This window comes from Vibrio sp. T9 (genome assembly GCF_003123985.1).
Taxonomy (GTDB): domain Bacteria; phylum Pseudomonadota; class Gammaproteobacteria; order Enterobacterales; family Vibrionaceae; genus Vibrio; species Vibrio diabolicus.
The window spans coordinates 617,925-639,947 of record NZ_NIGY01000001.1; the positions used below are offsets into that span (position 1 = coordinate 617,925).

Below are 22,023 nucleotides of genomic sequence, written 5' to 3' on the forward strand. Positions count from 1 at the left end.
TATCTGTAAACCGCTGAAATATAGCGGTTTTTGTGTTTTTTAACAGGTTGATGGCAATTTCTCATCAGATAGAAAAAAGATAAAATTCATCGACCGATGCTGCTACGTACCCTTTTGTCGTACTTGGACCAACCGCTGCCGAAACACTTAGCGCCAACCTTAGATTGCTGGGTGTAAACCATTAGAGCATCAGGTACATCCACACGACATATTTCAGTAGCTCGATACAGGACACCATTTATGGCCACTATAAAAGACGTTGCTCGCTTAGCCGGCGTTTCCACTACGACAGTTTCGCACGTTATCAATAAAACGCGTTTCGTTGCAGAAGCAACGCAAGAAAAAGTAATGAAAGCCGTGGACGAGTTGAATTACGCGCCAAGTGCGGTTGCACGCAGCCTAAAGTGCAACTCAACTCGTACGATTGGCATGTTAGTAACGCAGTCAACCAACCTATTCTTCTCAGAAGTGATTGACGGGGTTGAGAGCTACTGTTACCGCCAAGGCTACACTCTGATTCTGTGTAATACCGGTGGGATTTACGAAAAACAACGCGATTACATCCGTATGCTGGCTGAAAAACGTGTTGATGGCATCCTAGTGATGTGTTCTGACTTAACCGAAGAGCTTAAAGAGATGCTTGACCGTCATGCCGACATTCCTAAAGTGGTCATGGATTGGGGTCCAGAAAGCTCACAAGCGGACAAGATCATGGATAACTCAGAAGAAGGTGGCTACATCGCAACCAAACATCTGATCGACAATGGCCATACTGATATTGCTTGTCTAAGCGGTCATTTTGAAAAACTTGCTTGCCAAGAGCGCATTGCAGGTTTCCGTCGCGCGATGAGCGAAGCAAACCTAGCTGTAAATGAAGACTGGATCCTTGAAGGTAACTTTGAATGTGATACGGCCGTATTAGTCGCAGATAAAATTACAGCAATGGACAAACGTCCGACAGCGGTATTCTGTTTTAACGACACAATGGCTCTGGGCCTAATGAGCCGCCTACAACAAAACGGTATCAAAGTTCCTGATGATATTTCAGTGATCGGCTACGACAACATCGAGCTTGCGGAATACTTCTCTCCACCGTTAACAACTATCCACCAACCTAAACGTCGTGTGGGTAAAAATGCGTTCGAGATCCTACTTGAGCGAATCAAAGATAAAGAACACGAAAAGCGAATTTTCGAAATGCAACCTGAGCTTGTAATTCGAAACACCGTGAAGAAAATGAACTAAAATTCGCCAAATATAACGATGTCAAATAAGCGCTCTAAAAGGGCGCTTATTTTTTATCTCTAAATAACTTTCCCCTGACTTAGGTTTGTTAGACAAAAAATCTCGAATCTCTAAGTCTCTGTTTTATATGTAGGTAAATCACACACCTTCACAACCTCGAGATCATCCCGCCTTATTCTTAAATATGCACAAATATGCGCTTGTCGACACTTTTTATTGAACCAGAATCACACTTTTACGGGTAAAACGTGATGTTAATTCAATATACGAAGTATGCTCATTCTGTCACGCACAGGGCAAACCATTCGAAAGGGTGGGACGCAAAGCCTCCGGCCTGAACCATAGTACTATATGGAAGGTAGCGGGGTTACCGATGGCAAGTGTGCAAGCGATGACTTTACCCTGTAATGACATTGCTTTTGCGCATGTTTGCTACTCTCTCGGACCTGACTTTTGGTGGCGTAATATTAATTACACCGAGATAACAAAACATGGATAAACCGATACTCAAAGACTCTATGAAGCTATTTGAGGCACTTGGTAATATCAAGTCGCGCTCAATGTTTGGTGGCTTCGGACTATTCGCTGATGAAACAATGTTTGCACTAGTTGTAAATAATCAGCTTCATATAAGAGCAGACCAACAAACTTCATCTGACTTCGAGAAACAAGGGCTAAAGCCTTACGTTTATAAGAAACGTGGCTTCCCAGTCGTTACTAAGTACTACGCAATTTCCAACGATTTATGGGAGTCTAGCGAACGCTTAATCGAAGTAGCTAACCAATCGTTGAAAAAGGCAAAGCTTGAAAAAGAACAGCAAGCAACTACAAAGCCTAATCGCTTGAAAGATTTGCCTAACTTACGACTGGCGACTGAACGCATGCTGAAAAAAGCAGGCATTGAGTCAGTAGAAAAACTGGAAGAGGAAGGTGCACTTAACGCTTATAAAGCGATAAGAGATACGCACTCTGCAACCGTCAACATTGAACTGTTATGGGCACTAGAAGGGGCTATTAACGGTACTCATTGGAGCGTTGTACCTCAAGCTCGCCGAGATGAGTTGATGAATGGCCTCCAATAAAAGTCGGCCTTAAAAACTATCTTGTAAAACCGCAGTCTAATCTGCGGTTTTTTTGTGAAATTTTTTCGACTTTCCTTCTGTCTTATTACATATATCCCAAATTGGAATCATAAATATGAATAAGAAACTGATATTAGGCCTAATCCTGGTCGCGATCATTATCTTTTTAGGCGTTAACTTTAGTCAGTATTTAACGTTGGAAAATGCAAAAGCACAACAAGAAGCGCTGACCACATACATCGATCAGAACTTTGTTTTTTCGGCAGCTATTTACTTTTTTGCCTACATTGCAATTACCGCTTTTTCTATTCCTGGGGCAGCTGTGGTTACATTACTTGGTGCGGCTCTATTTGGTTTTTGGACGAGCTTATTACTGGTTTCTTTCGCCAGTACTATGGGTGCAACACTAGCATTTTTAAGCAGCCGATATTTGCTGCGTGACTGGGTACAAAACAAGTTTGGCAATAAGTTAATCGCAATTAACCAAGGTGTCGAAAAAGACGGTGCATTTTATCTATTTTCCTTGCGTCTCATTCCGGTATTCCCTTTCTTTCTTATCAACTTGTTGATGGGCTTAACGCCAATGTCTGTAGGTCGATTTTACCTTACTAGCCAAGTAGGTATGTTGCCAGGCACTGCAGTTTACTTAAACGCCGGTACTCAGTTAGCAACAATTGAAAGCCTGTCAGGCATTATTTCACCTGCGGTATTGGCCTCTTTTGCGTTACTGGGGCTGTTTCCAATCATCACTAAATGGGTTATGAATAAAGTAAGGCCAACACCGAGTCAGCAAAACTCATAATTAGTAAGTGGACGTGTTTAATGAAAATATTCATTGCTAAAAACCCAGCAGAAGCGCATATCGTGTGCGAATTATTGAAAACCGAGCAAGTCTACTGTGAAGTCCGCGGAGAAGGTATTTTCGGTTTAAAAGGAGAGCTGCCGTTTAGTGATGATACCGATCCTTATGTCTGGCTTTTTGACGCCAAACAACAAGTAAAAGCAGAAGGAATAGTACAAGCCTACCGCAAACAATCCGATGGAAATGAGTATCAAGATTGGCAGTGCCCGAAGTGCCATGAGGTAAACGAGGGGCAGTTTGGTGCTTGTTGGCAATGTGGACATCAAATAGGGGAGCCTTAATAACTCCCCTACTCCTACTCAATCGATTTATTCAGCGCTAAGCAGAAACCGTTTGCTGCTTAATAAATTCGATGGAATGTTGATTGAAATCTTCAGGCCGCTCAACATTACAGACATGACCACAGTTGGGGATCTCTCGTAAAACACTAAGCTTATGCGCCGCAACCATTTCTTTAACAGGCTTAATAAACATGTAATCTCTGTCGCCCATTAAATAGAGTGTGGGAATGGGTAACTCTCGATCTTTAAAATACTTCATTAAAGGATTTACATCAGCAGCAAGAATAAACCAACGTTTAAATTCTTTTTGGCAAAGCTTCTTGGCCTCACGAATAAAAAGATGGCGAGACTCTCGCTGGCTTCTCTGTGGCATAACAATGTACGCAAAAAGTTTGTAGAGCCACATGTACGGCAGAATGTGCTTACAAAAATTACCTAATTTAACCAATATTTGAGAACGAGTATTGAGCCTTGTGACAGCACCACCGAGTACCATTGAACGCACGCGCTCTGCTGATAATTCAGCAAGGTTTCGAACAATAATGGTACCAAGTGACATACCGACAAAATGAGCGGATTGGATCTTTAAATGGTCCAATACTTTCAAAATATCTTGGGTAACTTCCGTAAAGGTATAACGGCTGGCAATGAGCTCTTTAAGTAACTGATTTGACTTTCCATGACCTCTTAAATCGATCAGCAATAAGTTAAAATGTTGCTTGTAAGCTTTGATTTGCTTGAACCAGATAGAAGAGCTACCGCCAGCACCATGCACAAATACAACCCACTCATGACTAGTAGGGTGCAAATAGGTTTTATGAAAAAGTAGCGGCTGGGTCATATTCAAGTATCAAAAAGGTCGTGCTATTGAGTAAAAAGCCATCCTACCACACTCCCCTTACTCAAGATAATAAAGGCACCTCATTCGGTGCCTTTCGTTACAATTTTAAGTCAATTTAACGCCGAATTGTAAAGTTGCAAATAAGCTTCTGCGGCCTTTTGCCAACAAAAATCTTGTTGCATCGCGTGCAACTGTACTTTATTCACTTCAGGTTCGTTTTGAGCATAGAGCAACAGTGCCCTTAGCATCGTTAACAACAATGCCTGCGGTGTCGGTTCGAAAAAAACAAACCCCGTCGCTTCAGAAGGGTTCACATCATAATCGTTGACGCTGTCTTTTAGACCACCGACACCACGTACTATCGGCAATGTACCGTAAGCCATACTATAGATTTGATTCAAACCACACGGCTCAAACTCAGAAGGCATCAGAAAGAAATCAGAACCCGCTTCAACGATATGCGCAAGTTCATTATCATAAGCTTCTACGAAGACAAATTTACTAGAAAACTGTGCAGCAACCTCTTCTAGCTGAGCGGCTAGTACAGGGTCTCCGGTCCCAACGACAACTAGTTGAACATCGTGCTTCAAAAAATCGGCCAAAGCAGGCAACAAGTAATGCACACCTTTTTGCTGGGTCAACCGACAAACCATACCGAACATGGCTACATCTTTTTCAGGCAAATTTAGCCGCAGTTGTAATGCTTGTTTACACGCTTTCTTGCCTTGCGTCATACTTTGTTGGTCAGCGCAGTAATTAACTGGCAAGTAAGTATCCGTTTCCGGGTTCCAAGCACTGTAATCACAACCGTTCAAAATACCAACTAAGTCCTGCGCGCGTTGCTGAAACTCCCAAGCCATTCCATGACTGCCAAGCTCTGTTTTGAGTTCCTCTGCGTACGTAGGGCTGACCGCGTTTATCTTATCGGCATTCATTACACCAGCTTTGAGCATAGTAATATGCGTTGCACTCACCGCAGCATCGGGAACGTTTCGACAATGAAACTCTGGCAAGCACTGCACGTCTTCATAACTAAATACGCCTTTAAAGACCGCATTGTGAATTGAAATGACGCTTTTAGTATGAGCAAAAAACGGATCATTGCTATACCTGTGCTTGAGCAAAAATGGAACAAGACCTGTGTGCCAATCGTTCGCGTGTATGATATTAGGTTGAAAGGCGAGCTTGGGTAACATGTCGAGGCATGCTGCACTAAAAAACGCAAAGCGCTCACCGTTATCGGTATACGCTTGGTTGTTCTCCGCATACATCGATGGTCGATTGAAATACGGCTGACAATCAATCAGATAAACAGGATTTTGACCTAGCATGAGCCGCAGAACTCGATACTCCGTATGCGGCCATGATGTTAGTTCTGTTTCTAATACAACTTCTGCGTCAGCGAGTTTATCAATACTACTGTACGCAGGGATGGTAATTCTTACGTCTTGCTGTAGGTTTTGAAGGGCTTCCGGTAGTGCCTTGGCAACGTCTGCCAAGCCACCACTTTTAATGAGACCTTCGACCTCAGAAGCTACAAACAGAATAGATAAGTTGTTAGTAGCCAACACGAGCTCCTTTCGGAATAACAACAATGCCCTCCTCAGACACGTGGAAGTGTTTTTTATCTTCTTGAAGATTCACACCAATCTGAGTACCAGGAGCAATATCGGCATCCTTATCGACAATCACACGACGTAAAACACAGCCTTCGCCAATTTTCACGTCACCAAGAAGGATACATTCGCTGATATCGCAAGCAGATGCAATATTACTGCGGAACCCAAGCACCGACTTTTCTATTCTTGAGCCTCTGACGTAACTGCCATTACATACCAAACTGTCGATGATCTGAACACGGCCATTATCAGAGTCTGTAAATGTCGCTGGCGGCAGTGGAGGATAATAAGTATGCAGCGGCCATTTACGGTTATATAGTGAAAACGGTGCGTCTTTTTCTAGCAGATCCATGTGCGCTTCCCAGTACGCATCAATGGTTCCCACGTCACGCCAGTACACCTCTTCTCTTTCACCGCTGATTTTGTTAGTACTGAAGTCATACACGAACACGTCACCTCGAGGGAACATCTTAGGAATAATGTCCTTCCCAAAATCATGTGATGAAGCTTCATTATCCGCATCTTCAACCAACTCAGAGAATAACACCTGAGCTTCAAAAACGTAGTTACCCATTGAAACTAAAGCGTAATCAGGATCGCCAGGAATCGACTTCGGGTTTGCTGGTTTCTCTTCAAAACCTATCATGCGACCTTCACTGTCCACTTCGATAACACCAAATTGCGACGCCTCTTTTAGTGGCATACGCAATGCAGATACCGTGAGAGAAGCCTGTTTCTCTGAGTGGAAGTTCAGCATTTGTTTAATATCCATCTTATAGATATGGTCAGAACCAAAAATACAAACTTGATCCGGTTCCTCTAGTTCCATAAAACGGAGGTTTTGATAGATCGCGTCTGCCGTTCCTTCGTACCAACGCTTACCAGTGCGCATTTGAGCAGGAATAGGATCGATAAAGCGGTCAGTGATGCCATTAATGTTCCAGCCCTTTTTTAAATGATGGAACAAAGATTGAGATTTAAATTGGGTGAGGACGTAAATGCGCATTAAATCCGCATTTACAAAATTGTTTAGAGCAAAATCGATCAATCGATAGCTACCACCAAACGGTACCGAAGGTTTACTACGAGATTCTGTTAAAGGTCTCAAACGAGAGCCTTCACCGCCAGCAAGAATCATTCCCAAAACACCAGCCATTTGTTGTTCTCCATATCGTTATAGCTTGGATTTGGTACTCGCTTGAATGAGTCATACTCGGGGAGTCAAGCGAATACATTTAGTAACCGTATCAGGAGTTTCTTTGAACTCTTACAACACGATAAAAAAGCTACGGCACTTCCAGTATGCAACGTCCACTCTTTTCTTATTTTTCGACGCAAAATGCACACAGTTGCACTAATTTTTGTAATAAATTATCTAAGCAGGTTCTAAATTACAATTTTTAATACGCCATTCTGTGTTCCATACAGTTCTTGCTTACTCAAGACGATATCTAGATCACACATGCAAAAGCAAACGATTACATTATGAAAACAATTTACGAACGGATTCACTACACGACCGACTTTTTGAGCTTAATATATAACAAATATATGAACGCAAAATGAAAGTTACGACGAATGTTTTTTACATAAAAAATACGTTCGCTACTAATAAATCGTGACTCTGGTGTTTTCTAGCGACAATGGTGCTTGTTAAAGTGAGGAAAGGTCGATTAGAGGAAGAATGCGCAGGAGAAAACTGTCGGCCCCTACGCAAAAAAGGCAGCGATATCGCTGCCTTTTTACATTACTTTAATGGTGAATTTTTATGCTTTCGCTTTTTTACGCTTATCTGTGACTTCCCACTTACCTTCAACAAAGAGCGCCGTCCAACCAGATGGTTTGCCGTTCTCTTCCGAACGAACGTAGTTCTCTTTTGTTTTGCGACTAAAGCGTACGACTGCAGGACGACCATCAGGATCTTCTTGCGGCGCTGTCGCTAGGTATTTGAACTTCTCAGGCAAACGCTCTTCAAAACGTGCCAGTTCAGCAACCAAAGGAGCACGTGTCTCGCGCGATTTCGGGAAGTTGCTTGCCGCCATAAATAGACCTGAAGCACCATCACGAAGTACGAAATACGCATCTGAGTTTTCACAAGGCAACTCGGGGAAATGAACAGGATCTTCTTTCGGTGGCGCGACTTCGCCATTCTTCAGAATCTTACGAGTGTTCTTACACGTTTCACTCGTACAGTCCATGTATTTACCAAAGCGACCGTTCTTAAGCACCATATCAGAGCCACATTTGTCACATTCAACAACTGGACCATCATAGCCTTTGACTTTGAACTCACCGTATTCAACAAGGTAGCCTTCACAGTTCGGGTTATTACCACAAACATGCATCTTACGCTTGTCATCAATCAGGTACGCATCCATCGCCGTTTCACAGATCGGACAACGCTTTTTAGCACGAAGCGCGGCCGTTTCAACGTCTTCTTCTAAAACGTTAATAATACCTTCTTCGTCACCCAAGTTGATGGTTGTCTTACAACGCTCTTTTGGTGGTAACGCGTAACCAGAACAGCCTAAGAACACACCTGTCGAAGCAGTACGGATACCCATTGGACGGCTACACGTCGGACACTCGATATCCGTCATGACGATGTGGTTTAACTTCATACCGCCTTCTGACTCATCCAGCTCCGCTTTTTCAAGATCGCCAGTAAAATCAGCAAAGAAGCTGTCTAACACAGCTTTCCAGTTCACTTCACCTTCAGCGATTTGGTCCAATTTCTGTTCCATACGCGCAGTAAAGTCGTAGTTCATCAAATCGTTAAAGCTGTCATCAAGGCGGTCAGTAACAATTTCACCCATTTTTTCAGCGTAGAAACGGCGCTGATCAACTTTCACGTAACCACGATCTTGAATCGTAGAAATGATCGATGCGTAAGTCGACGGACGACCAATGCCTCGTTTCTCCAGCTCTTTAACCAGTGCTGCTTCAGTGTAGCGCGCAGGTGGCTTTGTAAAGTGCTGTTTAGGGTCAAGTGACTCTAAGCTTAGCTTATCGCCAAGTTGTACCGCAGGAAGGATTGTATCCTCGTTTTTGCCCATTGGACGTTGTACACGAGTCCAGCCGTCAAATTTAAGGATACGGCCTTTCGCTTTAAGCGTGTATTCTGCCGCTTTTACACTGATGGTTGTTGAATCGTATTCTGCTGGCGTCATTTGACACGCGACAAACTGATTCCAAATCAAAGCGTAAAGTTTGTGCGCATCAGCATCGACACCTTGCAGGTCTTCCGCTTTAACACCCACATTTGAAGGACGGATCGCTTCGTGCGCTTCCTGTGCCCCTTCTTTACTGCCATACGTCAGCGGTTTCGCTGGTAAGTACTTATCACCAAACTCAGAACCAATAAAGTCACGTACAGCGTCCACAGCCTCGGCACTTAGGTTAGTCGAGTCCGTACGCATATAAGTGATGTAACCGGCCTCATAGAGGCGCTGAGCTAGCATCATGGTCTTTTTCACGCCGTAGCCAAGACGTGTACTCGCTGCCTGTTGAAGCGTAGAGGTGATGTAAGGTGCTGAAGGCTTGCTCTTCGTCGGGCGATCTTCACGCTTACATACTTCGTAACTTGCATTCTCAAGCACAGACATCGCTGCTTTGGTTTCTGCCTCATTAACTGGCTTAAACGCAGAACCATCTTTCTGAGCAACAAGTAGTTTAAAGTCCGCTTTGTCTTTCGTTTTCGTATTCGCATGAATATCCCAGAATTCTTCTGGTACAAACGCGTTAATCTCACGCTCACGCTCAACTAATAGTTTCACCGCAACAGACTGCACTCGACCAGCAGATAAACCACGAGCCACTTTCTTCCAAAGTAAAGGTGAAACCATAAAACCAACGACACGGTCCATGAAGCGACGCGCTTGTTGGGCATTAACACCATCCATGTTCAGCTCTCCAGGTGTCTGGAAAGCTTGTTGGATCGCGTTTTTCGTAATTTCGTTAAAAACTACACGTTTGTATCGCTCTTCATCGCCACCGATGATCTCACGAAGGTGCCATGCGATTGCTTCCCCTTCGCGGTCCAAGTCGGTTGCGAGATAAACGCAATCTGCGTCTTTGGCGAGTTTTTGTAGTTCGTTGACAACTTTTTCTTTGCCTGGAAGGATTTGGTAATTCGCTTCCCAGTCATGATATGGGTTAATCCCCATTTTTTTGATCAACGCTTTGCGGTCTTTCTCTTTTTTAACGCGCGCTTTCTCTTCCGGACTCATCCCTTTTGTTGAGATGGCTGCGGCTTTTTTCTCACCAGTGCTTTGACCGGCCGTAGGCAGATCACGCACATGACCAACACTAGACTTAACAATAAAGTCTTTACCAAGATACTTATTTATCGTCTTTGCCTTGGCTGGTGACTCCACTATAACGAGTGATTTACCCATAACTGACTCTAACGTCCTTCATAATAATGCGGGTAGAAACCCTCTTTAAAGGCCACCCGCATAATGTTCTATTTCATTGCTTCTTTTTTTACTATTGTGCGAGATGAAAAGAAGATCAACTGCTTTTTTGAAATTCAGATCCGATTGGTTGACAATTCATCGTCTTTATACTTCAAAGAGACAGGGTTCTGAAAGGTATTGAGCGGCATATCTAAACAGGCAAACTTAGCATCCGCTAATCCAATGCAATAAATTTTGTTACCCATCACAAAATAGTTTCGTTCAGTGGCTCTTCCATATCCTCCAACTAATCATACTTACACTCTAAAAATTGATCTGTTTAGGCTAAGTGAACGATTGACTGAATTAATCATGCAAACCCATTTTAGTTGTAGGTATACTCAGCGTTCTCAACTGAAATGAATGGTAGAAAAAGTATGTCTGATAGAACGTTTATCGAAGAGTTCGACCTTCTTTTGATCGCTAACCAAATCATCCAAGAACACGATGATTACATCGAAGGGATGCGAGCAACAAGCGTAGAAGAAAAAGAAGGTGTTTTAGTTTTTAAAGGTGAATACTTCCTTGATGACAAAGGTTTACCAACTTCAAATACGACTGCAGTATTCAATATGTTCAAATACTTAGCGCATCACCTTTCCAAGGAATTTACGCTGGTTAAATAGTAGCGGAAAACAAAAAAGCCAGAGTGTTATTCACTCTGGCTTTCCTGTTTCAGGTCAGAATATTTAGCAGCTTAAAGCCTTAAGTTTGTCGAAGTAGTCAGGGAACGTTTTCGACGTACACTTTGGATCGTTAATCGTCACAGGCGTATCACTAAGTGCCACCAGCGAAAAACACATCGCCATTCGATGATCATCGTAAGTATCAATCGCAGCATGCTTTAACTGAGAGACAGGTTTGACAATGATGTAGTCTTCCCCTTCTTCCACTTCCGCACCCACTTTACGTAATTCCGTCGCCATAGCTGACAAACGGTCTGTTTCTTTTACACGCCAGTTATAAACGTTACGAATAGCAGTAGTGCCTTCGGCAAATAGCGCTGTTGTCGCGATGGTCATTGCAGCATCAGGGATATGGTTGTAATCCATATCGATGCCTTTCAATTGACCAACACGTGAAATTACGTAGTCATCACCCCATTCAATTTCTGCACCCATTTTTTCAAGCGCATCAGCAAATTGAATATCACCTTGAATGCTGTTTTTACCGATACCCGTGACTTTAACTTCTCCGCCTTTGATGGCTGCCGCCGCCAAGAAGTAAGAAGCAGAAGACGCGTCACCTTCAACCAAGAAATCACCTGGAGCGATGTATTGCTGACCGGCAGGAATCACAAACTCTTGATAGTCGTTGTTGATCACATCGACCCCAAACTGCTTCATGATATGCAGGGTGATATCGATATAAGGCTTAGAAACCAACTCGCCTTCGATGTTGATGCGAATTTCACCTTCAGCCAATGGCGCAGACATTAAGAAAGCGGTCAAGAACTGACTTGAAATGGATCCATCGATAGAAACTGTACCTGCTTTTAGGCCAGTACCGACTATTTTGAGAGGCGGAAAGTTCTCGTTTTCCATGTACTCAACGTTCGCACCAGCATCTTTCAGTGCCGTGACAAGGTGACCAATTGGACGCTCTTTCATACGAGGTTCGCCCGTCAGTACATACTCCCCTTCTCCAAGACAAAGAGCCGCAGCTAATGGTCGCATCGCAGTGCCAGCATTACCGAGAAATAACTCTACCGGTTCTGAGACAGAAAACGGACGCCCAAGGCCTTCAACGAGACATTCTGTTTTATCTTCGGAAAGTTGGTATTGAACGCCGAGTTTAGTCAGCGCATTCAGCATATGACGGATATCATCACTGTCGAGGAGGTTAGTAAGGCGAGTTCTGCCTTTAGCAAGAGCAGCAAGTAAAAGAGCTCGATTAGAAACGCTTTTAGAGCCAGGAAGATTCACTTCCCCTTGAATTTTATTGATAGGTTGTAACGTTAGGCTTTCCATTAAAAGTTGATAATCCTTTGTGCCCTCAACATACGATTTTTTATGAGAGCTAAACAATTCTTCGTGAATTCAGACTACCCAAAAAAACACGACAAAACCAGAGCAAATCGGCGCTAATTTATGAATATACTCAAGTAGCCTAAAGATGCAGAATTAAAGGCATTGCCAGCGATGTAAATAAGAGCGAAAGAGGCGCGACGAAACAGCAAGCTATTTCGACTTTATTTGACGATAAGCCAGCCCTACTGTGCATGCCTGGTTAGGCTACCTTAGGTTAAAATAACGTAGGATTAATAAGCGATATCAACCCTGACTCCATCATCAAAATATAAGATACGAACTTCATCCCCTCGACTAAATAGCATATTTTTATCAACATCTTGGATAACATTAATCAGCTTGTCGCCCTTCACTTTGATGAGTAGCTCAACTAACTTATATTCAACCGTGTATTGGTAATTACTTTGATTTTGTGCAACCGCTGCACCTGCAAGTGCACCAACTGCCGTCGCAACTTCTCGTCCAGTACCACCACCAAATTGATTGCCGACTAAACCGCCTATTGTGGCACCAAGTAGCGTTTTCCAACCATTATTTTTCGATTGAACGACCTCTTGCTGAGTAATATAACGGACAGAGTCAATCTTCCCATACACCACTTCATTTACCGGCTTGGCAACATTTCTTTCATAGGCTGCGTTGGCGACAAGTGGTAAAAACAGTATGATCCCAAGCCATACTTTTACGATATTTCTTAACCAGGTCATCATAAACTCCTCTGACTCCAATGTTGGTAACGACTTCTTATGGCTATTTATTTAACTGAACTCGATGATACGTTCAACTTTCCCTCTCCGTATAAAGCACTCAGCGATCCCAATGGTTTGCTTGCTTTTGGCGGTGACTTAGATCCCATGAGAATCCTCAATGGTTACTATCAAGGCATTTTCCCTTGGTATGGTCCTGGAGAACCGATTCTATGGTGGAGCCCTTCCCCACGCGCTGTTTTTGATCCCTTAGCGTTTAAACCGTCTAAAAGTCTCAAAAAATTTCAGCGTAAACATAACTATAAAGTAACGCTCAATTTCGCGACAGAAGAAGTGATTAGACTATGTTCATCAACACGTCCTGCAGAGGAAACTTGGCTCAACGAGGAAATGCAAGCGTCTTACATTGAGTTAGCTAAACTTGGTCACTGTCACTCTGTAGAAGTATGGCATGACAACGAGCTCATTGGGGGACTATATGGCATCTGCGTTGGTCAACTTTTTTGCGGAGAGTCGATGTTTAGCCTAAAAGATAACGCATCTAAAATTGCATTGTGGTACTTATGCAACCATTTGGCGTCAAAGCAAGGTCAATTAATCGATTGTCAGGTTATGAACTCGCACTTGGCATCACTTGGCGCATTTGAACTAGAGCGTAACGAGTTTATGCAAAAACTACTATCTTTAAGAGAAAAACAAACACTATTTGATACCTATAAGCCCCAAGTTTTGCAGGATTCAGTATGAGTACGGATATACAACATATTCGAATTGGATTAACGAATAATCACCCTTGCAGTTACTTGCCTGAACGGCAAGAGCGTGTGGCGGTAGCACTTGATGCAGGGCTGCATACTGAAGAAAACTATCAACTGCTGATGGCCAACGGCTTTCGTCGTAGCGGAGATACCATATATAAACCGCACTGTGAGCATTGTAATGCTTGCCAGCCAATTCGAGTCTCGATTCCGGATGTGACGCTATCAAAAAGCCAGAAGAGGCTGCTCAGTAAAGCACAGCCTTTACGTTGGGAAATGAAACCCGAAATGGATGAGGAATGGTTTGCGCTTTACAGTCGTTACATTGCCAAACGACACAAAAACGGCACTATGTACCCACCAAAGCGTGATGAATTTTATCGGTTTGCCCAAACCAGCTGGTTGACCACTTCATTTTTGCATATTTACGATGAGTCAAATCAATTACTCGCCATTGCGGTAACGGATGTAATGACTCAATGTTCGAGTGCATTTTATACTTTTTTTGACCCTGACTACCCGTTATCTCTTGGCACTTTGGCAGTGCTTTATCAAATAAAATACTGCCAAGAAAACAAACAACAGTGGCTTTATTTGGGTTATCAGATTGATGAGTGCCCAGCAATGAGCTACAAAACACGCTTTCAACGCCACCAAAGGCTAGTAAATCAGCGTTGGCGAGGGTAGAATACGCCTCAACTTTACATAATTACTATTTAGCGGCAGAATATAGCCCGCTAATATTGCCTAATTTCTAAAGAGGATTAAATGGCTAAAGAAGACGTAATCGAGATGCAAGGCACAGTCCTTGACACTCTACCAAACACTATGTTCCGTGTTGAACTTGAAAACGGTCACGTTGTGACTGCTCACATCTCTGGCAAGATGCGTAAGAACTACATCCGTATCCTAACGGGTGACAAAGTAACTGTAGAGATGACTCCATACGACCTGTCAAAAGGCCGCATCGTCTTCCGCGCTCGTTAATCTCTGATTTTCGGATGCAATAAAAAACGGAGCAAACTGCTCCGTTTTTTATTGCATGATTTTTACTTCCGAGTAGATTCAGACAAACAAAAAGCGCACGATAAAATCGTGCGCTTTTACTTCCCTACGGAGCAATTAATGCATCGCAGCCTCTTTCTCACTCAAATATTCAAATTTAAGTGTGTCGTTTACTAGCGTTACTTTCACAGTGCCGCCGTCGACTAGAGAGCCAAACAACAATTCATTAGCCAAAGGTTTCTTAAGTTGCTCTTGGATAACACGTCCCATTGGGCGAGCACCCATCGCCTTATCATAACCTTTATTCGCTAACCAATGGCGTGCATCTTGCGATACCTCCATTGATACGCCACGAGCATCAAGTTGCACCTGCAGTTCAACAATAAACTTATCAACAACTTGATGGATAACGCTTTCATCAAGGCTGTTAAACCAGATAATGTTATCAAGACGGTTACGGAACTCAGGAGTGAATACCTTCTTAATTTCCGCCATCGCATCGTGACTGTTGTCTTGCTGAATCAAACCAATTGATTTCTTCTCAGTTTCAGCCACACCCGCGTTGGTTGTCATAACGAGGATGACATTACGGAAGTCTGCTTTACGACCGTTGTTGTCCGTTAGCGTACCATTATCCATCACTTGCAATAGCAAATTAAAGATATCTGGATGCGCTTTCTCAATCTCATCGAGTAATACGACTGAATGTGGGTGCTTGATAACAGCGTCTGTTAGCAAGCCACCTTGGTCGTAACCGACATAACCAGGAGGTGCACCAATTAAGCGACTCACGGAGTGACGCTCACCATATTCCGACATATCAAAACGAAGTAGCTCGATCCCTAGAAGCTTAGATAGCTGCACCGTCACCTCTGTTTTACCCACCCCAGTAGGGCCAGCAAACAAGAATGAACCAACTGGTTTGTTATCCACGCCCAAACCTGCACGTGTCAGCTTGATCGCTTCGGATAATGCATCAATCGCATTATCTTGACCAAATACCAACATCTTCATCTTGCTATCTAGGTTCTTCAAGATGTCTTTATCTGAAGAAGAAACCGACTTCTCTGGGATTCGTGCCATCTTGGCAACCATCGCTTCGATATCGGCAACACCAACCGTTTTCTTACGGCGGCTTGCAGGAGCAAGACGACTGCGAGCGCCAGCTTCATCAATGACATCAATGGCTTTATCTGGTAAATGACGTTCATTGATGTATTTCGCCGAAAGTTCTACCGCGGCACGCAGTGCTTTATTGGTGTAACGTACTTCATGATGTGCTTCGTACTTCGGCTTCAAGCCCATCAAGATTTTAGTTGTGTCATCCAGAGAAGGTTCTACAACGTCAATCTTTTGGAAGCGACGGGACAACGCACGCTCTTTCTCGAAAATGTTGCTGTATTCTTGGTATGTAGTCGAGCCGATACAACGCAACTTACCGCTACTTAGTAGAGGTTTGATAAGGTTTGCGGCATCAACTTGACCACCAGAAGCCGCACCCGCACCGATGATTGTGTGTATCTCATCGATGAACAAAATTGCATCTTCTTCTTTTTCAAGCTGTTTCAAAATCGCCTTGAAGCGTTTTTCAAAATCACCACGGTACTTAGTACCAGCCAATAGAGAACCAATATCCAATGAGTAAATCACGCTGTTTTGAATAACTTCCGGGACCTGCCCTTCTACAATTCGCCAAGCAAGACCTTCTGCGATGGCTGTTTTACCTACCCCGGCTTCACCCACTAATAATGGGTTATTCTTGCGGCGGCGGCAAAGTACTTGAATAGTGCGCTCTAGCTCTTTATCGCGACCAATCAGTGGATCGATATTGCCATCTTTAGCGACCTGATTAAGGTTAGTCGCAAAGCTTTCCAAACGTTCTTCAGAATTCGGCTCTTCGACACTCTCTGAACTGAACGAATCTGATGATGGGTCTTCGCTTGCACCTGACGCTTTAGTAATACCATGGGAGATAAAGTTAACAATATCTAATCGGGAGATGTCGTTTTTCTTCAGTAGGTAGGCGGCATGCGACTCTTGCTCACTGAAGATCGCCACAAGCACGTTTGCACCTGTTACTTCGTTGCGGCCAGACGACTGTACATGAAAGACGGCGCGTTGTAGCACACGTTGAAAACTCAAAGTCGGCTGGGTTTCACGCGTCTCATCACTGTCTGGGATAAGAGGCGTAGTTTGATCGATGAATATATCGAGTTCGTTACGTAAAGCGTCAAGATCCGCTTTACAAGCTAAAAGGGCTTCCTTAGCTGCATCATTTTCCAATAATGCAAGTAGGAGGTGTTCGACAGTCATAAACTCGTGGCGTTTATCTCGCGCCCGAGCAAATGCACCGTTAAGGCTTGACTCTAGTTCTTTATTTAGCATAAGTACCTCCCGAAAAAACAACTTGGGTTGTTCGAGCAAGTCTTCTTTGTTTACGCTTGCTCCATAGTGCAAAGTAGCGGATGTTCATTTTCCCTTGCGTACATCGTAACTTGCGCTACTTTTGTTTCGGCAATTTCTGCACTGTATGTGCCACAGATTGCCTTTCCTTCATAGTGAATCTTGAGCATGATCTGAGTCGCTTTATCAATGTCATGTGAAAAGAATCGCTCAAGTACCTCTATGACGAAATCCATAGGTGTATAGTCATCATTATTTAGTACAACATTGTACAGCTTAGGTGGCTGAACTTTCGTACTTTCTCGCTCCAGAAGATCAGAGTCCGGAGTGACCCATTCAAAATTTTTACTCATGGCAATTCAAAGATATCGTATCAAAGGGTTGATGTTTTCGACCTATAAAAACAATCTACCACAAGCGTGCAGCGCGGTGTAGTGAGATATGGCACCGAATTCGATCTTTGATCGATAAAAGTTGCTACCTAATATAGAGACTAATGCAGGTCTTGAGGGGGCGCAAATAAAAGATGCTTGTCGATAAGTTACACATTTTTACTTATAAAATAACTTTCTTTTTACCCCCTCCGAGCTATTGCGAAACATCTCTCAGTATTCTATCGAGATCACACTTCCTAACTGAGAATGGGGTAATTATCACGAAAACTTCATTTTTTATTCAGTTAGAGGATTCATCTATCATAAGCAACACGAACAGTATGGTTTTTCCAGTGAATACTACTTTGCAGGCTAATTGACCAAACTTCCGCGTATATACGAAAAACTGTTTGCAAATTTGTTAATCTCAAAAGTGATTTGTTTTCAATTATGTTTCTGTTTGTTGCTTAATGCTATTGACTGTCGGGATTCATTGACTACAGTGGAAAGTGTTGATGCATAAATCGTCATTTTGAATCCATTTGTTTTTAAGCAGCTTGGTGAATGTGATTTCTCATTGACTAGATGTTTGTTAGCGTTCGCTGACAATAGTAGTACCAGGTTAAAGGTATAACTTGGTTGTTGTAACAACTCAGTAAAAAATGCATGAGGGATGTAAAAGCATGGCTACAGGTACAGTAAAGTGGTTTAACAATGCCAAAGGATTTGGGTTTATTTGTTCAGATGAAGAAGAGGGAGATATCTTTGCCCACTACTCAACTATCCAGATGGACGGTTATCGTACACTGAAAGCAGGCCAACAAGTCTCATACGAGATTGAAAAAGGTCCCAAAGGCTGTCACGCGAGTAGCGTCGTGCCTCTTGAAGGTCAAGCCAAATAATTAGAGCGCTGTCGAAAAATAAAAATATTGCTCTCGAAACGTCATTTTGATGTTCTGAAGAGAAAAATAAACCCGCCAAGATAGCGGGTTTCTTACTATTTGTAGCTTATGAAATACAGATAGACCACATACAAAGTATTGATAAAAGAAGAAACACGCCGAAAGCGACGTGCTCTTTTCATCTATTTTACTTGTTAATGATCGCGTTAAAGGTTTCGCTTGGGCGCATCAACTTAGAAACCAATGCATCGTCTAGCAGGTAGTAACCGCCCAGTTCTCCTTTCACACCCTGTGCGTTGTTTAGCTCAGCGACGATTTTTTCTTCATGCTCTGACAACGCTTTCGCAATCGGTGCAAACTCAGCAGCGAGATCAGCATCGTCTGTTTGCTCGGCAAGTGCTTTCGCCCAGTAAAGTGCGAGATAGAAATGACTACCGCGGTTATCTAATTCGCCCACTTTACGTGACGGAGACTTGTTGGTATCTAAAAACTCACCAGTCGCTTTGTCTAGCGTATCCGCCAAAACTTGCGCTTTCGGGTTGTTTGCCACCACACTTAGATGTTCTAGGGATGCAGCTAGTGCTAAGAACTCACCTAAAGAATCCCAACGAAGGTGATTCTCTTTTTCTACTTGTTGAACATGCTTAGGAGCAGAACCACCAGCACCTGTTTCAAATAGACCACCGCCATTCATCAGTGGAACGATAGATAGCATCTTAGCTGACGTGCCTAACTCTAAAATTGGGAACAAGTCTGTTAGGTAGTCACGAAGAACGTTACCCGTTACAGAGATAGTATCCAGACCCGCTTTCATACGCTCTAGCGAGTACTTACAAGCATCAACAGGAGATAGGATCTTAATCTCTAGACCGTCAGTATCGTGCTCTGGTAAGTAGGTATTTACTTTCTTAATGAGTTCAGCATCGTGCGCACGGTTTTCGTCTAGCCAGAATACGGCTGGAACACCTGTTGCACGTGCGCGAGTCACTGCTAGTTTAACCCAATCTTGGATTGGTGCGTCCTTCACCTGACACATACGGAAGATATCGCCTTCTTCAACCGCTTGCTCTAACAATACGTTACCCGCAGTATCAACAACGCGAACGGTACCCGCAGCATCTAGAATGAACGTCTTGTCGTGAGAACCATATTCTTCTGCCTTTTGAGCCATTAAGCCAACGTTAGGCACGCTACCCATAGTGGTCGGGTCAAATGCGCCGTGCTCTTTACAGAAATCAATCACCGCTTGGTAAATACCTGCGTAGCTACGATCTGGTATCATCGCTTTGGTGTCTTTTTGTTTACCATCTGGTCCCCACATTTGACCAGAAGAGCGAAGCATTGCTGGCATAGAAGCGTCTACAATAATGTCGCTTGGTACATGTAAGTTTGTGATACCACGATCAGAGTCAACCATCGCAAGTTCTGGTTGAGTTTGGTAAACCGCTTGAATGGCCGCTTCAATTTCTGCTTTTTGCGCTTCAGGTAGAGACTCAATTTTCGAGTAGACATCACCAATGCCATTGTTTACATCAACGCCCAGTTCTTCAAACAGCTTACCATATTTATCGAAAACGTCTTTGTAGTAAACTTTCACTGCATGGCCGAAAATGACTGGGTCAGAAACCTTCATCATCGTCGCTTTCATATGAAGAGACAACAGCACGTCTTGTGCTTTCGCTTCAGCAATCTCTTTCTCGAAAAATTCAACCAGCGCCTTCTTCTTCATCACTGAAGTGTCAATGACTTCTTTATCTAGTAATGGGAAAGCCGGCTTAAGCTCTTTAACTGTACCGTCATTACCGACGAACTCGATTTTGACCTCTGTTGCGCCAGAGATGGTTGTCGACTTTTCGCTCCCAAAGAAGTCGTTATCTGACATGCTCGCGACATGAGACTTAGACTCTGATGACCACGCACCCATTGAATGTGGATTTTTCTTCGCGTAGTTCTTAACCGAAGTTGGAGCACGACGGTCTGAGTTACCTTCACGAAGTACTGGGTTAACCGCACTACCTTTGATTTTGTCGTAAGCCGCTTTAATCGCTTTCTCTTCGTACGTGCTCGGTTCTTCTGGGTAGTTTGGTAAATCGTAACCTTTCGCCTGAAGCTCTTTAATCGCCGCTTTAAGCTGAGGAACTGAAGCTGAAATGTTAGGTAGCTTGATGATATTTGCTTCTGGTGTTTGAGCTAGTTCACCAAGCTCTGTCAACGCATCGCCAATGCGCTGTTCTTCTTTTAGATGCTCTGGGAAGTTAGCGATAATTCGACCCGCTAGTGAAATATCACGAGTATCTACATTGATGCCAGACGATGCTGTGAATGATTGAATGATTGGTAGTAATGAATAAGTTGCTAGCGCCGGCGCTTCATCAGTGATGGTGTAGATAATTGTAGGTTTTTCTGTAGGCATGAAATTTCCCTATTTTTTAATCAACTTGTTGGCTGATCAACTCAGCGTCTGAGTTGGTTTAATTGACGCATTGCTGCACGTTAGCAGTACATGTCTCCTCACTAACGCCACATGCGGTTCGCACTCTTTGTTGTAGTTTGAAGCTCTGGGCTCTGAATCCATGAGTGCACTGATATAATTAAACAAATAACACGAATTAGTCTATCATTCTGTGCGCGTTTGTTAGTTTTAGGCGCGCAAATCATATCCGATCATGAGAAAACTTAAAACTTTCAAACACAGTTCATTTACATTTTTGCAGGGTAGTTAACATGTCATCTCGTACAGGTCATGAAAAAGGTCGCGGTCGCAATCAATCCCAAACGGGCCGATTTAAACACTCAGGAGCTCGCAATAGCTCAAAGACTCGTACTCAAACAAACCGTCGCCCTGTTCGCTCAGCAAGAAACCAAAAGCCAAAAGTGGATCCAAAAGACCGTAAAGTCATTATATTCAACAAGCCTTACGACACGCTCAGTCAATTTACCGATGGTGATGGTCGCAAAACGTTAGCGGACTATATCCCAATCAAAGATGTCTATGCGGCTGGCCGATTGGACCGAGACAGCGAAGGTTTGATGGTGCTCACTAACGATGGCATCTTGCAGGCGAAGCTCACGCAGCCAAAGTCAAAATCCCCGAAGACTTATTGGGTTCAAGTCGATGGCGCTCCTCTAGAGCAAGATCTTGAAAAATTGAGAAAGGGAGTAGCGCTAAAAGATGGTATGACCCTACCAGCCGAAGTTGAAGTGATTCCAGAACCACAAGTCTGGGATAGAACCCCTCCTGTTCGTTTTCGGGCAAATATCCCAACAACGTGGCTAGCCATTACCATTATCGAGGGAAGAAATCGCCAGGTGCGTCGCATGACTGCACACATTGGCTTCCCTACTTTGCGCCTCATCCGTCATTCGATGGGTGATATCGTCCTTAACGACCTGATGCCTGGTGAATGGAGAGAAATCTCTCTCTAATACGGCAGAAAAGATAAAAGCAGGCTTAAAG

General features: G+C 43.4%; 19 protein-coding genes and 1 riboswitch. Of the genes, 10 read left to right on the forward strand and 9 right to left on the reverse strand.

Going from position 1 to position 22,023, the window contains the following annotated elements; genetic code table 11:
* The first annotated feature begins 240 nt into the window (after positions 1-240).
* From purR to CBX98_RS02790, 4 genes are all read left to right on the forward strand, one after another.
* Positions 241-1,245: an HTH-type transcriptional repressor PurR gene (gene purR / locus CBX98_RS02775; protein ID WP_053807169.1), complete on the forward strand. Its 1,005-nt coding sequence runs from the start codon at positions 241-243 to the stop codon at positions 1,243-1,245.
* Positions 1,246-1,530: 285 nt separating this feature from the next.
* Positions 1,531-1,620: riboswitch (cyclic di-GMP riboswitch) on the forward strand.
* 116 nt (positions 1,621-1,736) lie between these two features.
* The gene (locus CBX98_RS02780) at positions 1,737-2,327 is read left to right on the forward strand and encodes a TfoX/Sxy family DNA transformation protein (protein WP_005390721.1); all 591 of its coding nucleotides are present in this window, start codon (positions 1,737-1,739) and stop codon (positions 2,325-2,327) included.
* Positions 2,328-2,442: 115 nt separating this feature from the next.
* Positions 2,443-3,129, forward strand: coding sequence for a TVP38/TMEM64 family protein (locus CBX98_RS02785; RefSeq protein WP_046874737.1), 687 nt, complete (start codon positions 2,443-2,445; stop codon positions 3,127-3,129).
* A gap of 20 nt (positions 3,130-3,149) precedes the next feature.
* Positions 3,150-3,470, forward strand: a complete 321-nt coding sequence (locus CBX98_RS02790; RefSeq protein WP_005390719.1) for a hypothetical protein — start codon at positions 3,150-3,152, stop codon at positions 3,468-3,470.
* A 37-nt stretch (positions 3,471-3,507) separates the two neighbouring features.
* Here CBX98_RS02790 and CBX98_RS02795 read toward each other — a convergent pair whose 3' ends face one another.
* The 4 genes from CBX98_RS02795 to topA all read right to left on the reverse strand — a co-directional run bounded on the left by CBX98_RS02795 (position 3,508) and on the right by topA (position 10,327).
* Positions 3,508-4,311 carry an alpha/beta hydrolase gene (locus tag CBX98_RS02795; protein WP_006742124.1) on the reverse strand — a complete coding sequence of 268 codons (804 nt, stop codon included), beginning with the start codon at positions 4,309-4,311 and terminating at the stop codon, positions 3,508-3,510.
* A gap of 110 nt (positions 4,312-4,421) precedes the next feature.
* Positions 4,422-5,879: a glycogen synthase GlgA gene (gene glgA, locus CBX98_RS02800; protein ID WP_109168521.1), complete on the reverse strand. Its 1,458-nt coding sequence runs from the start codon at positions 5,877-5,879 to the stop codon at positions 4,422-4,424.
* On the reverse strand, positions 5,869-7,086 hold the full coding sequence (glgC, locus tag CBX98_RS02805; RefSeq protein ID WP_048626184.1) for a glucose-1-phosphate adenylyltransferase: 1,218 nt from the start codon (positions 7,084-7,086) through the stop codon (positions 5,869-5,871). The genes glgA and glgC overlap by 11 nt, the downstream gene beginning before the upstream one ends.
* 610 nt (positions 7,087-7,696) lie before the next feature.
* Positions 7,697-10,327 (reverse strand): type I DNA topoisomerase, encoded by a 2,631-nt coding sequence (gene topA / locus CBX98_RS02810; protein ID WP_109168522.1) that lies wholly within the window; start codon positions 10,325-10,327, stop codon positions 7,697-7,699.
* Between the two features lie 437 nt (positions 10,328-10,764).
* On the opposite strand from topA, the gene CBX98_RS02815 reads away from it, so the two are divergent.
* Positions 10,765-11,013 (forward strand): YciN family protein, encoded by a 249-nt coding sequence (locus CBX98_RS02815; RefSeq protein WP_005387884.1) that lies wholly within the window; start codon positions 10,765-10,767, stop codon positions 11,011-11,013.
* A gap of 63 nt (positions 11,014-11,076) precedes the next feature.
* Here CBX98_RS02815 and aroA read toward each other — a convergent pair whose 3' ends face one another.
* Positions 11,077-12,357, reverse strand: coding sequence for a 3-phosphoshikimate 1-carboxyvinyltransferase (aroA, locus tag CBX98_RS02820; RefSeq protein ID WP_046874732.1), 1,281 nt, complete (start codon positions 12,355-12,357; stop codon positions 11,077-11,079).
* Between the two features lie 290 nt (positions 12,358-12,647).
* Positions 12,648-13,124 carry a glycine zipper 2TM domain-containing protein gene (locus CBX98_RS02825; RefSeq protein WP_085343563.1) on the reverse strand — a complete coding sequence of 159 codons (477 nt, stop codon included), beginning with the start codon at positions 13,122-13,124 and terminating at the stop codon, positions 12,648-12,650.
* A 39-nt stretch (positions 13,125-13,163) separates the two neighbouring features.
* Between CBX98_RS02825 and aat the strand changes: the two genes are divergently transcribed.
* The 3 genes from aat (at position 13,164) to infA (ending at position 14,869) form a co-directional block, all read left to right on the forward strand.
* Positions 13,164-13,871, forward strand: coding sequence for a leucyl/phenylalanyl-tRNA--protein transferase (aat, locus tag CBX98_RS02830; protein ID WP_048626183.1), 708 nt, complete (start codon positions 13,164-13,166; stop codon positions 13,869-13,871).
* Entirely contained in the window at positions 13,868-14,569 is a 702-nt protein-coding gene (locus CBX98_RS02835; RefSeq protein WP_109168523.1) for an arginyltransferase, read from the forward strand. The genes aat and CBX98_RS02835 overlap by 4 nt, the downstream gene beginning before the upstream one ends.
* Before the next feature lie 81 nt (positions 14,570-14,650).
* Positions 14,651-14,869 carry a translation initiation factor IF-1 gene (gene infA, locus CBX98_RS02840; RefSeq protein ID WP_001040192.1) on the forward strand — a complete coding sequence of 73 codons (219 nt, stop codon included), beginning with the start codon at positions 14,651-14,653 and terminating at the stop codon, positions 14,867-14,869.
* Positions 14,870-15,004: 135 nt separating this feature from the next.
* Here the strand turns inward: infA and clpA are convergent, their stop codons facing one another.
* Positions 15,005-17,272 carry an ATP-dependent Clp protease ATP-binding subunit ClpA gene (gene clpA / locus CBX98_RS02845; protein WP_005390700.1) on the reverse strand — a complete coding sequence of 756 codons (2,268 nt, stop codon included), beginning with the start codon at positions 17,270-17,272 and terminating at the stop codon, positions 15,005-15,007.
* 50 nt (positions 17,273-17,322) lie between these two features.
* Positions 17,323-17,643, reverse strand: a complete 321-nt coding sequence (clpS, locus tag CBX98_RS02850) for an ATP-dependent Clp protease adapter ClpS (RefSeq protein ID WP_031780157.1) — start codon at positions 17,641-17,643, stop codon at positions 17,323-17,325.
* A 704-nt stretch (positions 17,644-18,347) separates the two neighbouring features.
* Between clpS and cspD the strand changes: the two genes are divergently transcribed.
* The gene (gene cspD / locus CBX98_RS02855; protein ID WP_005378407.1) at positions 18,348-18,566 is read left to right on the forward strand and encodes a cold shock domain-containing protein CspD; all 219 of its coding nucleotides are present in this window, start codon (positions 18,348-18,350) and stop codon (positions 18,564-18,566) included.
* A gap of 187 nt (positions 18,567-18,753) precedes the next feature.
* Here the strand turns inward: cspD and CBX98_RS02860 are convergent, their stop codons facing one another.
* A complete protein-coding gene (locus tag CBX98_RS02860) occupies positions 18,754-20,979 on the reverse strand; it encodes an NADP-dependent isocitrate dehydrogenase (protein WP_053807162.1) in 2,226 nt (741 codons plus the stop codon).
* A 311-nt stretch (positions 20,980-21,290) separates the two neighbouring features.
* Between CBX98_RS02860 and CBX98_RS02865 the strand changes: the two genes are divergently transcribed.
* A complete protein-coding gene (locus tag CBX98_RS02865; protein ID WP_109168524.1) occupies positions 21,291-21,992 on the forward strand; it encodes a pseudouridine synthase in 702 nt (233 codons plus the stop codon).
* Positions 21,993-22,023: the final 31 nt, after the last annotated feature.